The 14429-nt window shown below is 43.8% G+C and carries 10 protein-coding genes; 7 read left to right on the top strand and 3 right to left on the bottom strand.

Annotation, left to right across the window (positions count from 1 at the left end):
• Window positions 1-65 precede the first annotated feature (65 nt).
• On the bottom strand, window positions 66-392 hold the full coding sequence (trxA, locus tag I1A42_RS11955) for a thioredoxin TrxA (protein WP_161156399.1): 327 nt from the start codon (window positions 390-392) through the stop codon (window positions 66-68).
• Between the two features lie 111 nt (window positions 393-503).
• Between trxA and rhlB the strand changes: the two genes are divergently transcribed.
• Window positions 504-1805: an ATP-dependent RNA helicase RhlB gene (rhlB, locus tag I1A42_RS11950; RefSeq protein WP_161156401.1), complete on the top strand. Its 1302-nt coding sequence runs from the start codon at window positions 504-506 to the stop codon at window positions 1803-1805.
• Between the two features lie 7 nt (window positions 1806-1812).
• A complete protein-coding gene (gene gppA, locus I1A42_RS11945) occupies window positions 1813-3309 on the top strand; it encodes a guanosine-5'-triphosphate,3'-diphosphate diphosphatase (protein WP_161156403.1) in 1497 nt (498 codons plus the stop codon).
• Between the two features lie 43 nt (window positions 3310-3352).
• Here gppA and I1A42_RS11940 read toward each other — a convergent pair whose 3' ends face one another.
• Both I1A42_RS11940 and I1A42_RS11935 read right to left on the bottom strand, forming a co-directional pair.
• Entirely contained in the window at window positions 3353-6781 is a 3429-nt protein-coding gene (locus I1A42_RS11940) for a hybrid sensor histidine kinase/response regulator (RefSeq protein WP_196123608.1), read from the bottom strand.
• Between the two features lie 119 nt (window positions 6782-6900).
• Window positions 6901-8064 carry a 3-phenylpropionate MFS transporter gene (locus tag I1A42_RS11935; RefSeq protein WP_196123607.1) on the bottom strand — a complete coding sequence of 388 codons (1164 nt, stop codon included), beginning with the start codon at window positions 8062-8064 and terminating at the stop codon, window positions 6901-6903.
• A 308-nt stretch (window positions 8065-8372) separates the two neighbouring features.
• On the opposite strand from I1A42_RS11935, the gene I1A42_RS11930 reads away from it, so the two are divergent.
• From I1A42_RS11930 to accB, 5 genes are all read left to right on the top strand, one after another.
• Window positions 8373-10178 (top strand): DUF294 nucleotidyltransferase-like domain-containing protein, encoded by a 1806-nt coding sequence (locus I1A42_RS11930; protein ID WP_196123606.1) that lies wholly within the window; start codon window positions 8373-8375, stop codon window positions 10176-10178.
• Window positions 10179-10210: 32 nt separating this feature from the next.
• Window positions 10211-10834 (top strand): 3'-5' exonuclease, encoded by a 624-nt coding sequence (locus I1A42_RS11925; RefSeq protein WP_196123605.1) that lies wholly within the window; start codon window positions 10211-10213, stop codon window positions 10832-10834.
• A 160-nt stretch (window positions 10835-10994) separates the two neighbouring features.
• Window positions 10995-12950, top strand: coding sequence for an acetate--CoA ligase (gene acs, locus I1A42_RS11920; protein ID WP_196123604.1), 1956 nt, complete (start codon window positions 10995-10997; stop codon window positions 12948-12950).
• A 499-nt stretch (window positions 12951-13449) separates the two neighbouring features.
• The gene (gene aroQ / locus I1A42_RS11915) at window positions 13450-13899 is read left to right on the top strand and encodes a type II 3-dehydroquinate dehydratase (protein WP_196123603.1); all 450 of its coding nucleotides are present in this window, start codon (window positions 13450-13452) and stop codon (window positions 13897-13899) included.
• A gap of 62 nt (window positions 13900-13961) precedes the next feature.
• Window positions 13962-14420 (top strand): acetyl-CoA carboxylase biotin carboxyl carrier protein, encoded by a 459-nt coding sequence (gene accB / locus I1A42_RS11910; RefSeq protein WP_161156417.1) that lies wholly within the window; start codon window positions 13962-13964, stop codon window positions 14418-14420.
• Window positions 14421-14429: the final 9 nt, after the last annotated feature.

Here is a 14429-nt window from a genome sequence, read left to right as displayed (position 1 = left end):
TCTAGAAAATGTTTAACCATAAAACAAACCGCACATATTTCTATGTACGGTTTATGTAAATGCGATTAAAGGTTCGCGTCTAAGAATTCTTTAAGCTGAGTCTTAGAAAGTGCGCCTACTTTAGTTGCCGCGACGTTACCATCTTTGAATAAAAGAAGCGTTGGAATACCACGAATACCAAATTTTGGTGGTGTTCCTGCGTTTTGGTCGATGTTAAGTTTGCCGATTGTGAGCTTGCCTTCATATTCTTCTGCGACTTCGTCAAGAATAGGAGCAATCATTTTACAAGGACCACACCATTCTGCCCAAAAGTCAACAAGAACAGGGCCTGCAGCATTAATTACGTCAGCCTCAAAACTATCATCAGTTAGCTGCAAAAATTTATCACTCATCTTCCACTCCACTGTGTTTTTCTGAACTGGTTGCATACTAACCAGTAAATAGATGCTCTATTGGAATGTATTTACTTCCATATTGCAAGCCTAGGCTGATATTCTATAGCTATGAAAAAGACGCATATCACAGAGCATAAGTTCGCCGACTTCGGTTTAGAGCCGCAAGTCATTGATGGATTGGAAAAAAAAGGGTTCGAATATTGCACCCCTATCCAAGCCATGGCGATGCCGGTCCTGCTCGCCGGCCGAGACATTGCAGGCCAAGCCCAAACGGGCACGGGTAAAACGCTTGCGTTTCTTACTGCAACCTTCAACCATTTGCTGACAACACCGGCTCATGAGCGCCGTAAACAAAATCAGCCTCGTGCTATTATTATGGCACCGACTCGTGAATTAGCGATTCAAATTTATCATGACGCCGAGTGTCTTGTTGAAAGTACAGGACTAAAAGCCGCTTTAGCTTATGGTGGCGAAAGCTATGACAAGCAATTAGAGCAAATCAATGCAGGTGTGGACATCCTTATCGGTACTACAGGCCGTATTAAAGATTTCATCCACCAAAAAGCGTTTAATCTTAACGACATCCAAGCGGTCGTACTCGATGAAGCGGACCGAATGTTTGATTTGGGCTTTATCAAAGATATCCGTTTTCTTTTCCGTCGTATGCCAGAGCCTAAAGACCGCCTCAACATGCTGTTCTCAGCAACGCTGTCTTACCGTGTTCAAGAACTCGCATTTGAGCATATGAATAGCCCTGAACACGTTGTTGTTGAACCTGAGCGTAAAACAGGCGCACGCATTAAAGAAGAGCTTTTCTACCCATCAAATGATGACAAAATGGCTCTACTACAAACGCTTATCGAAGAAGAATGGCCAGACCGCGCCATCATTTTTGCAAACACAAAACATCAGTGTGAAAAAATTTGGGGTCATCTCGCTGCAGATAAACATCGTGTCGGCCTGTTAACTGGCGATGTACCACAGAAAAAACGTGAACGGATTCTAGAACAATTCACTAAAGGTGAATTGGATATTCTAGTAGCCACTGACGTAGCTGCGCGTGGCTTACACATTCCCCAAGTTACTCACGTATTTAACTACGATCTACCTGATGATTGTGAAGACTATGTTCACCGTATTGGCCGTACCGGTCGTGCTGGCGCTAGCGGTTTTTCTATTAGTTTTGCTTGTGAAGAATACGCGATTAACCTTCCGCCAATTGAAGAATATATTGAACACTCAATCCCGGTTTCTGAGTATGATCCTACAGCGCTGCTGACAGATTTACCAAAACCCATTACCCTACGTAGAAATAACCAACGTCGCACCAATACTGGTGGCTCGCGTTCTGGTAATAAACGTAATAATAATCAACGTCGTTCACGTCCTCGTCAGAAAAAGGATTCGTAATTAACCTATGAGCCGAGATGTATCTTCACCGCTATATGCCGCGATTGATTTGGGGTCGAACAGCTTTCATATGCTCGTTGTCCGTCATATTGATGGTAGCGTTCAAACCATGGCGAAAATTAAACGTAAAGTTCGCCTAGCCGCAGGCCTTGATGAAAACAATGCATTGAGTTTAGAAGCGATGCAGCGTGGTTGGGATTGTTTAAGCCTATTTGCTGAACGTCTACAAGATATTCCTAAAGAGAATATCCGCATCGTGGGAACCGCAACTTTGCGTACTGCGATAAACGTTAATGAGTTTCTTATCAAAGCAAATCAAATCCTAGGTCACCCAATAGAAATTATTTCTGGGGAAGAAGAAGCAAGCACCATCTATAAAGGTGTGGCTCATACTTCCGGGGGTATAGGCCGTCGATTGGTGGTTGATATTGGCGGTGCAAGTACAGAGTTCATCATCGGTGAAGGTTTTGAAGCCAAAGCACTCAACAGCCTAAAAATGGGCTGTGTCACTTGGCTCGAACGACATTTTAAAGACCGTCAGCTCAACAACACTAACTTCCAAAGTGCAATTGAAGCAGCCAAACAAACGGTATCGCCAATTTTAGAATCTTATTGTCAAATTGGTTGGGATATCTGTGTTGGTGCCAGTGGTACGGTGCAAGCATTGCAAGAAATTATGCTGGCACAGGGAATGGATGAAATCATTACCCTGCCCAAACTGAAGCGCTTACAAAAACAGGCGATGATGTCTGATCATCTTGAAGAGTTGGAGATTGAAGGGCTGACGCTAGAGCGTGCTTTAGTATTCCCTAGTGGGTTATCTATCTTAATTGCCATTTTTGAATCTTTTAAGATAGAAGAGATGACACTTGCCGGCGGTGCGTTACGTGAAGGTTTAGTTTATGAAATGGTGGATGGGCTACGTCAAAATGATATTCGTAGCCGCACGATTGATAGTGTGCAACGCCGTTATCAAATCGACCAAAATTACGCTAAGCAAGTTGCGACCTTAGCCAGCAATATGTTCAACCAGTGTGGTGGCAGTGAATGGGTTGAAGAATCACAAGCTGAAATGTTGTTATGTAGTGCGGCCCAATTACATGAGATTGGGCTTAGCATCGACTACAAAAAAGGGGGCGAACACAGTGCTTACCTATTACAACATTTAGATTTACCCGGATTTACCCGCGCACAGAAGTTCTATATTGGTGAATTAGCTCGCCGCTATAGAGAGCAACTAACATCATTGCCAGAACAACATGCTCTTTCTGGTACCAGCGCAAAACGTGTCTTGCGCTTACTCCGATTAGCAGTGCTACTTAGCCACCGACGTAATGCTGATTTAGAACCTGCATTTACATTGGAAGCCAGCGGTGATCAACTCACTCTAACTTTGGATAAAACTTGGCTAGAGGCAAACCCGCTCACTAAAGCGGAATTAGAGCTAGAAGCTAATCGTCAGACCGATATTGGCTGGCCGCTACAAATTGAAGAATCACTCTAGATTTATCAAAACTACATTCATTCGCCCTCTTTCGAGGGCGTTTTTACTTTGCTAATAACAAAGCGCGCAATTTAAGTGGCTTAACAGGCTTAGCAATAAACCGGAAACCGTGAGTTTTTACAGCTTCAAGTATCTCAGTCGTTCTATCAGCACTAATGATTACGCCGGAAAAGTCATCGCCTAACCTCAAACGAAATTGCTGCAATACCTCTAACCCGGTTCGGCCATCATCAAGGCGGTAATCAGATAAGATGACATTGGGTCGCCATTGTTCTTCAAGCACTTGCAAGCTATCAACAAGATTTAAGGCGGTTTTAACTTCACACCCCCAACGCTCTAACAATTCACGCATCCCATCTAAAATAGCGCTTTCATTATCGACACATAACACTCTTAAATACTCAACATTATGTACCGATTCGTTTGTTTCTGGGGTGAAAGCAATAGGTTCAGGTGCTTGAGCTTTATCCATGGTGACAGAAAAAACGCTCCCTTTTCCAACCCATGAACGCATCGCGATATCATGATGTAATACTTGAGCAATTCCTTTTGAAATAGCAAGACCGAGCCCTAACCCCTGATCAGAACGAACTTGAGAACCGCGATTAAACTCTTCAAAAATTTCTTGTTGTTTCTCTTGCTCTATTCCCACACCATTATCCCAAACCTCGATTACCACTTTTTCTGCTTTGTGCCTTACCCCCAGTAGAACCTTGCCATGAGAACAGTACCGGAAAGCATTAGTCAGGAAATTTTGAACCACACGCCGCAACAGTTTTTGGTCAGAAATAATGTATTGAGAAGAAGGCACCATTGAAAACTCAACACCTTGCTTGGAAGCTATCACACGAAATTCAGCGGCTAAATTATCCAAAATATTCCTTACAGCAAAAGCTTGCGGATACACTTCCAACTTTCCGGATTCCAAGCGAGAGATATCTAATAAATCACCGATCAAATCTTCCGCGGCGCCGAGTGAACTTTCAATATGCTGAGACAACTGTTTGACTTCTTTATCTTGAGCTATTTCTCCTAGCGATGAAGAAAACAGGCGGGCTGCATTCAAAGGTTGCATCAGATCATGGCTAACTGCAGCGAGAAAACGCGATTTCGATTGAGATTCATGTTCTGAACGTTGAGTGGCGAGGACTAACTGTTTATTCAGAGTTTCTAATTCATGGGTACGTTGATGAACTCGCTCTTCAAGGTTTTCGTTGGCTTCTTTTAAACTCTGTTCTACCGCGCGAAATGCGGTGATATCATTAAAGCTCATCACGAAACCTCCTCCGGGCATCGGATTCCCTTGCACCTCAATCACTTTACCATCAGGCCTTTCACGAGCTGAAGTATGCGCTGTCCCTTTTTCTAAATGTCGTAGGCGCTTTTCGACATGCTCTTCTACATCACCAGGGCCACATAATCCCTGCTTAGCATTATGGCGAATAATATCTTCTATCGGCCGCCCTACTTGAACTAAACCGGCCGGAAAATTAAATAGTTCAAGGTAACGTTGATTCCATGCCACCAGCCGTAAATGTTTATCAACAACAGCCAAGCCCTGGCTAATATGTTCAATTGCCCCTTGAAGTAAACCACGGCTAAAGTCATAAATTTCTGACGCTTCATCAACAATGGTCGCCACATCTTCTAAATGCATATTGCGACCTTGCAATGCTGAAGTAAGAACCAATTTGGCAGACGAAACACCAAAAACTCCAGCTAATACTCTTTCTGTATGACGAATTAGTGAAGCCGTTGCTTGCTGACCCTGCATCAACCTTTCAGGTTGAGCCGACCAATACTGTTCAAAGGCGTGTCTAACCCGCGCTCGACCAACAAATCGCGCTGCCAACATTTCTAACTCACCCACGGTAACTCGACTTTGATAAATCGTAATGTTGTCATTATTGGGCATTGGCGTACCAACAAAGGATGCGGCTTGCAGACGCTCACTCAAACTAGCACGAGTAACCAATGACACCACTACATAGCAAAGTGCATTAAGTACAACACTAAGAAACATTCCCCACTCAGGTGAGGCAAGCCCCCAATGTTTGAGCGTTAGCGGAGGCGTCGAAATCCACAGCAATACATTATTATTAGCACTACCAGCCAGTAAGCCCGTTGCATTCATCAACGTAATCAGCCAAATAAAAAATCCCACACCAAGCCCCGCATAAGCACCTTTACGATTGCCTTCTCGCCAATACATTCCCCCGAGTAACGCAGGAGCAAATTGAGTAATGGCAGCAAAAGAAAGGAAACCTATCGCCGATAGTGACGGAATAGAATCAAGAACCTGATAGAAGCCCCAAGCTCCTAACATAATCAGCAAAATAAGTAGGCGCCGAACGATGACCAAAATCCGAGAGATATGAATGTGGTTTCTCTGGGTTAAGCGCATACGGCGTAATAACAAAGGCATGACTAAATCATTCGACATCATTATTGCCAGTGCCATCGTCGAAACAATCACCATACTCGACGCCGCCGAAGCCCCTCCTAAAAAGGCTAAAAGAGCAATACCATCTGCTTCAACAGCTTTGGGAATACTTACGACAAACGTATCAGGATTTCCCAGTAAAAGCCCTTGCCCGACCCATGAGATAGGCAATACAAACAGACTCATGAGAAATAAGTACATAGGAAATAACCAACGCGCGGTATGTAAATCTTGCCCCTGCTCATTCTCAACCACGATGGTGTGAAATTGGCGCGGTAAACAAATGATGGCAACAACAGTCAAAACAAGATGAATCGTCAGAGTAGGCCAGTTGGGAGGCTGATAGCTGATTTGAGCAAGCTGCCCCATTGAAAAGTCGGGAGTATTCCAGGATACATAGCATATAAATATCCCAACAATAATGAATGCCGCTAACTTAATGATCGATTCAAACGCTACAGCGATCATCATGCCACGGTGATGCTCGGTGTTATCCACCTGCCTCGTACCAAATAGCATGCTGAATAAAGCCAGCGCGAATACAACAAACCACGACACACTTTGATCATCGTACCCCAAATCAGAAAATAGCTCTGGGGCGACCACATTAAGTCCAGTAGTAATTGCGCGTAATTGCAACGCGATATAAGGCAACACGCCCACAACGGCAATCACGGTAACGACCACCGCCAATCCCTGAGCTTTGCCGTATCGAGCAGAGATAAAATCAGCAATTGAAGTAATGTGCTCTCGCTTGGCCGTTAAAATCAGCCGAGCAATGATGCGCCAGCCAAAAACAAACACCAATATCGGAGCAAGATAGATAGGAATAAATGACCACGGATTAGCGCTTGCTTGCCCAACCGTGCCAAAAAAAGTCCAAGAGGTGCAATAGACAGCAATAGATAGACTATAAATCCACGGACGCCAACCTTCTAACCATCGCCGCTGACGATCGCCATACCAAGCTATAAGAAATAATGCGCCCAGATAAACCAAAGACACTGGAACGACTAACCATCCTTGCATCGCTCTCCTTACTAATAAAAAAGCCTCTTCTAACTATAGAAGAGGCTTTGATTTAAACGAGTAACAACCGGATGAACAATCTAAGAAATTGATTTCTGCGGGGTTGAATAAGCTTTTGCTTAACTGGAGGTTTGAATTTGAGACCGAGGTAACTCTAAGCGAACCAACAAAGAAAGAACCCCCATTGCCGACATCACCCAAAATACATTCGCGCCAAAGTGCTGGAATCCCCACCCACTAAATGACGTCATGATGGCAATGCACAAACCTTGGGCCAAAGCATTATACAAAGACTGCAACGCCACCATACGGCTTTGTGCCGATTGCTGTATGTAACGAATCGCCGCTAAATGAGCAAGTGCATAAGTCAGACTATGCAGCAACTGAACGATCACTAAAGGAATCAAAGCCGTTGTGCTGGCAGTAATCCCCCAGCGAACAATAACAGCAACCGATGAGATCAAAAATAAAGTGCGTACTCCCCAGCCAGCAAAGATACGTTTACTTAGGGCAAAGAGCATCACTTCAGCAACAACCCCCAGACTCCAGAGATAACCAATCACATCTTCGGAATAACCTGATTGTTTCCAATACAAAGAACTCACACTGTAATAGGCGGCATGACTTCCCTGAATTAACGCGACTAAAACAAGAAACTTAACAACGGGCCACTCGCGTAATAAGTGAAGCAATTTAGGTCTTTCTGCTGCATTAGCGGGTTCAGTATCCAACGGTTTAGGATCTGGTGTTCTTAAGCTCATCATCCATGTGGCAGCAAAACCGAAGATAGCAGTATATAAAATCCAACCACTCCCCCACCCTGTGACCAGATACCCTACCAAGGTAGAACCAACAATAAACGAAATGGAGCCCCACACGCGCGTTGAACCATAATCGAGAATATTCAATTTGGCATAATAATTCGCCATCGCATCAGGCAACGGCATCATTGGCCCCATGCAAAGATTAAACAGCACGGTTACTATCGCCATGATCCAAAAGTTACCACCCGCCACAAAATACAGTGAAGCCGCAACAGTGCCTAAAAATGACAACCAGCGCAGAGCAGGCAATATGTAAGAAAGTTTATGAATTCGAGGAGTGATTAAAAGGTTCGAGGCACAGCGGGTAGCAAAACCTAAACCAACTAACGTACCAATATCTGTCGCCGACACACCTTGGGAAGAAAACCACAGCGCCCAAAATGGCAGGTACACACCATAAGAAAAAAAGAAACCGAATAGATACTGCGAAATCCACCCGTAAGGGGATGTATTTTTCATAACAACGTCCTGTCTAAATGAGGTTACATCGCTGCCAAAAGTAAAAAGGCTGATTACGCTAATGAAATATGTTCAGGCGCCAAAGCAAGGGTGGTTGCGATGACGACAAATTATGCAATGGATAGGGTTAATTTCAAAGGGATACTTTAGCAACATGCTGTTTCCAAATAAGAAACTTACATCATTTCCAGTCATGCAGAACACTATTAATCCACCTATGAAACATCCGGCTTAGACCAAAGTCGTCTGGAGAGAGTAAAGAAACACGCCACACTTAAGATCCAATGTTCAAAAGGAGGCCCCCCTCCATGCCAACTAAATTCGACATGCAAACACCCCCTTTTGATCATTTAACAGGGGTGCAACAGAAGCGTTTTCGCGCAGCACTGGATATTGCTTACTATCGAACAGGGCAGATAATTATAGAAGCACAACAACCCGCGCAATATCTCCATATCGTGATAAAGGGGACAGTTGAAGAACAGTCTGCTGAAACCGGAGAAGTATACGCCCACTATACCCATGATGATCTATTTGATGTGCGAGGATTATTTTCCACGTTAACCAAACACAGATACGTAGCTTTAGAAGACACGTTAGTCTATCTTCTACCTAAATCTGTTTTTGCCGATATTTATGGGAATAACGCCGATTTTGCGAATTACTTTGACACCAGCCTTGTTGCTAGACGAGCATTATTAGAGAAAGCCCAACGTCAAAAAAATATTGCTGAGTTCATTCTAACCAAAGTAGATGCTTCCATTTATCACCCACCTTTACTCATTGCGGGCTCAACATCCATTCGAGACACAACCTTAGCGATGAAGCAGCACGAAGTAGACGCAGCCTTAATTCCTTTAAACGAGCAAGAGCCATTTCCATCTTATGCGATTATCACGCAAACAAACTTATTGCACGCTTTAGTGAGCGAAAAACATTCGCTATATAGCCCCATTCTTCCTATCGCATCTCAGCCTGTTATCTCGGTTGAAGAAGGCGATTATCTGTTTGACGCCATGGTGCAAATGACGCGCTGTAAAGTAAAACGACTTATGGTGAAACGCCAAGGCCAAGCCGTCGGTCTACTCGATATGACTCAGATATTGAGTACCTTTTCCACACATTCTCACGTATTAACATTAGCTATTGCCAGAGCTAATGATTTAGAGTCGTTAATCGAAGCATCACAAAAGCAGCGCCTACTTGTAGAAAGCCTGTTTCAAAGAGGAGTTCGAACCCGTTTTATTATGGAACTGCTCGCCGCGGTCAATGAACAAATTATGGAGAAAGCCTTCCAACTGATTGTGCCGCAAGAAAGACAGGCCCAATGCTGCTTTATCGTATTAGGCTCAGAAGGACGTAAAGAGCAAATATTGAAAACCGATCAAGACAACGCATTAATTTTAGCGCAAGACATCGACTGGCCAGAGGTAGAACAGTGTATGGCTTCACTCTCCACAGCCATGATTCAACTTGGTTACCCTCCTTGTCCGGGCAAAGTGATGGTGAACAACCCAGAATGGATTCATTCTCAAAACGGTTGGAAAGAACAAATAATGTCATGGTGCTCCCAACGTTCAGCACATGATCTCATGCACTTGGCGATATTAGCAGACGCCCATGTAGTGGCTGGTAATCACGAATTAATTACACCGCTCAAAACAACCATCAAACAATGCACCCAACAGCAAGATGCTCTACTCGCTGACATGGTAAAACCAGCACTTGCCTTTGCCTCTCCTCTCACTTTTTTTGGTCAAGTAAAACAAGGGAAAAAAGGATTAGACATCAAGCAAGGGGGTATTTTTCCTATTGTCCATGGCGTTCGTACTCTATCGTTAGAACATGGGGTTGAAGTGACAAATACCTTTGAGCGCATCGAAACTCTGCAGGCTCAGCATATTTTGGAAAAAAACACCGCAGATAACCTCAGTGAAGCTTTAAAATTTTTCATTAAGCTCAGGTTAACCCAACAGTTACAACACGATCATCAAACCCATCTACTATCACTTGAACCACTGGCTCGGGCCGAACGAGACTTACTTCGACATAGCTTACATGTAGTGAAAAAGTTTAAGCAATGGCTCGCTTATCACTATCAAGTTCGGGAATAAATCATCTAACATACTGATGTCTGGAAGTGCATATGAATTGGTTAATGCGGCAATACTGGTTACATCATTTAGAAGGCTCGCCTTATCGCTACCTATTTGAAAAAACGACACCTAATGAATATGTTTCACTGGATTGTGAAACCACAAGCTTAGATCCCAATCAGGCTGAGCTCGTCACCATAGCCGCAACAAAAATATTAAATAACCGCATTATTCTCAGCCAGCCCTTTGAAGTGCATTTGAGGCCGCCAACGTCTCTGAATGAAGACTCAATAAAAATTCATCAAATACGCCATCAAGATTTGCATGATGGAATAACCGAGAAAGAAGCACTACAACAGTTACTGGCTTTTATTGGTCACCGTACTTTAGTCGGCTATCATATCCGTTATGATAAGAAGATTCTTGATATCGCTTGCCGTAAACATTTAGGCTTTCCTCTCCCTTACAAACACGTTGAAGTCAGCCAGTTATACCAAGACAAACTCGCCAAACAACTGCCCAATACGTATATCGATTTGAGTCTGGATTCGATATGTAAACATTTAGAGCTACCGATCCAAGATAAGCACGATGCCCTCCAAGATGCCATTTCTGCCGGACTCATTTTTATCCGTCTCATGAATGGCGACCTTCCGCCACTGCGTTCACAATAAATTCAACAATCACAATGTGATCTGGCTTTTCATACTCCTAAAGTCTAATTGAGCAATTGCACCGATTAGCCAATGTTTATAAGCAAGAAAAATTCCTATTTCACCATCCATAATTCGATTCAAAACATTAGGAATTTGCTGATTTCACAAGGAGAAGGCCATGAGTGATGCTCAAATTTATCCCGTTAAGCCAAATATTAAGGCTTGTACTCACGCGGATAACGATACCTATTTAAAAATGTACCAGCAATCGGTTAACAATCCTGAAAGCTTTTGGGCTGAACACGGGAAAATTGTTGATTGGATAAAGCCCTTCTCTAAAGTAAAACAGACGTCATTTGATACTGGGCATGTGGATATACGATGGTTCGAAGATGGCACGCTCAATGTATCTGCTAACTGCATTGACCGCCATTTAAAAGATCATGGGGATGATGTGGCGATCATTTGGGAAGGTGACGATCCAGCCCAAGATGCCAAGATCACGTTTAACGAACTTCATCAGCAAGTCTGCCGCTTTGCTAACGCACTAAAGGCCCAAGGGGTACGTAAAGGTGATGTGGTTTGCCTTTACATGCCAATGGTGCCGGAAGCCGCAGTTGCTATGCTCGCTTGCACCCGTATTGGTGCTGTTCACACAGTGGTATTTGGCGGATTTTCTCCTGAAGCTCTTGCAGGAAGAATCATCGACTCTGATGCCAAATTAGTCATCACTGCCGACGAAGGCGTTCGTGGTGGTCGCGCCGTACCGTTGAAAAAGAATGTCGACGAAGCCCTCACTAATCCAGAAGTAAAAACCATCAGTAAAGTCATTGTGATGAAAAGAACTGGTGGCTCAGTAGACTGGCACTCTCATCGAGATATCTGGTGGCATGAAGCAACAGCATCGGTTAGCGATCACTGCCCACCAGAAGAAATGAAAGCCGAAGATCCCCTTTTTATTCTCTACACTTCTGGATCAACAGGTAAACCCAAAGGTGTGTTACATACGACGGGCGGCTATCTGGTTTACGCCACGATGACGTTCAAATACGTGTTTGATTATCAACCCAATGATGTTTATTGGTGTACCGCCGACGTTGGTTGGATTACAGGACACACGTATCTCATTTATGGCCCACTTTCTAACGGGGCAAAAACCATTTTATTTGAAGGGGTGCCAAACTACCCACAAACCAGCCGTATGAGTGAAGTGATTGATAAACATAAAGTCTCTCTGCTCTATACTGCCCCAACCGCTATTCGTGCGTTAATGGCCAAAGGAGACGAAGCCATCAAAGGCACCACTCGCTCTAGCCTACGCATCATGGGATCCGTTGGTGAACCCATCAATCCAGAAGCGTGGGAATGGTATTACCGTACAATCGGTAACAGTGAATCTCCCATTGTTGATACGTGGTGGCAAACGGAAACCGGTGGCATTTTAATTACCCCGCTACCAGGTGCGACAGAATTAAAACCAGGCTCGGCAACTCGTCCATTCTTTGGCGTTCAACCTGCCTTGGTTGATAACTCAGGTAACCTTGTTGATGGTGCCAACGAGGGGAACCTTGTGATTCTTGACTCATGGCCGGGACAAATGCGCAGCGTTTACGGCGACCACGATCGCTTTGAACAAACCTATTTTTCTACTTTTAAAGGGATGTACTTTACTGGTGATGGGGCACGGCGCGATAAAGATGGGTACTACTGGATTACTGGGCGTGTCGATGATGTACTGAACGTATCTGGCCACCGAATGGGCACGGCTGAAGTTGAATCGGCATTAGTCTCTTTTGATAAAATTGCGGAAGCCGCCGTGGTAGGTGTACCTCACGACATTAAAGGGCAAGCCATTTATGCTTATATTACGCTTAATGATGGCGTTTTCCCTGATGCTCAACTCCATAAAGAAGTCAAAGACTGGGTACGTAAAGAAATTGGAGCGATTGCAACACCAGATGTTTTGCACTGGACAGATGCTCTACCGAAAACCCGTTCAGGTAAGATTATGCGGCGAATTTTACGCAAAATAGCCACCGGTGATACAGGTAACCTAGGTGATACCTCCACACTTGCAGATCCGAGTGTGGTACAAAAACTCATTACAGAAAAAGATCATTATTCCGCTAAATAACAGCGTTTAACTCGTCCATGTCATAAAAACTCCGAATGCTTTGTCATCGGAGTTTTTTATTGGCATTACATCGTATAATTATTAACAATACTCTCATTGTAAGTGCAAAATCCCTCTTTATGAGTATTGTCGTAATGGGGAGAATAAAGAGAAAATATTGCGTTTTATTAGTTACCTATACTAATATCAGCGACCACTCATTGACCAAACTCTTTTTAGCTCTGGCTTGTTCATTCTCTATTGGACCAAACCTTTACCCGTGGCCTCTAGCAAAGAGGTCTGAGTTGTTATGTCACTCATAGAGTAAGTATCGAATATCTTCGAGCTAATTAACAAACTAGGAGATTAGACCAGTAAATTGCTGCCATTTGCTGTGAATTAGCTATAATCTTGGTCAATTTTTAAAATCTAGGGAATTTTGACAATAATTTGAAGTCAAATGCACTATGATGAGGGTATAATTTAAGTTTCATCGACTATAAAGGAAGATAACAGCACAATGACTGCAAAATTACGCATTCTTGTTCTCAATGGACCAAATCTAAATTTATTAGGTTTAAGAGAACCTGCACACTATGGTTCAAACACGTTAGAACAGATTGTCACGACATTACGTGAACAAGCAAAAAAAGCAGGCATTGAGTTAGAGCATCTTCAGTCAAACCGTGAGTATGAACTGCTTGAAGCGATTCATCAGGCACACGGTAAAGTCGATTTTATTATTATTAACCCGGCAGCGTTTTCTCATACCAGTGTAGCACTGCGCGATGCTCTACTTAGCGTAGACATCCCATTTATAGAAATACATATGTCAAATATTCATGCTAGAGAAGCGTTTCGCCACCATTCTTACCTGTCAGATAAAGCACAGGGTGTCATTTGTGGTTTGGGCGCTCAAGGGTATCAATTCGCTCTGTCGGCAGCGATTCAATCACTGCGGGCAAAGTAAACAATCACTCTGCAGTCCCAATAGCGGGGCTGTCTTATTCACAGATAAAAGAGAAAGAAACAATGGATATTCGTAAAATCAAGAAGCTTATCGAACTAGTTGAAGAGTCAGGCATTGCTGAACTAGAGATTGCTGAAGGTGAAGAGTCAGTGCGCATCAGCCGCCACGGCGTTGCTCCTGCAGCTCCAATTCAGTACGCAGCACCTGCACCAGTTGCTCCTGCAGCAGCTCCAGCACCAGCGGCGGCTCCTGCACCAGCAGCAGCGCCAGCTTCTCAAGAGCCTGCGGGTCACAAAGTGCTTTCTCCAATGGTTGGTACTTTCTACAGCTCTCCAAGCCCAGAAGCTAAATCTTTCGTGGAAGTTGGCCAAAGCGTTAACGTTGGCGATACTCTATGTATCGTAGAAGCGATGAAAATGATGAACCAAATCGAAGCTGATAAAGCAGGCGTGGTTAAAGCTATCCTAGTTGAAGACGGTCAACCTGTAGAATTTGATCAACCACTTGTTATCATCGAATAAGTGGAGCTG

This window comes from Vibrio nitrifigilis (assembly GCF_015686695.1).
Taxonomy (GTDB): domain Bacteria; phylum Pseudomonadota; class Gammaproteobacteria; order Enterobacterales; family Vibrionaceae; genus Vibrio; species Vibrio nitrifigilis.
The sequence above is the reverse complement of the archived record's forward strand: the minus strand, read 5'-3'. Positions and strand labels throughout refer to the sequence as shown.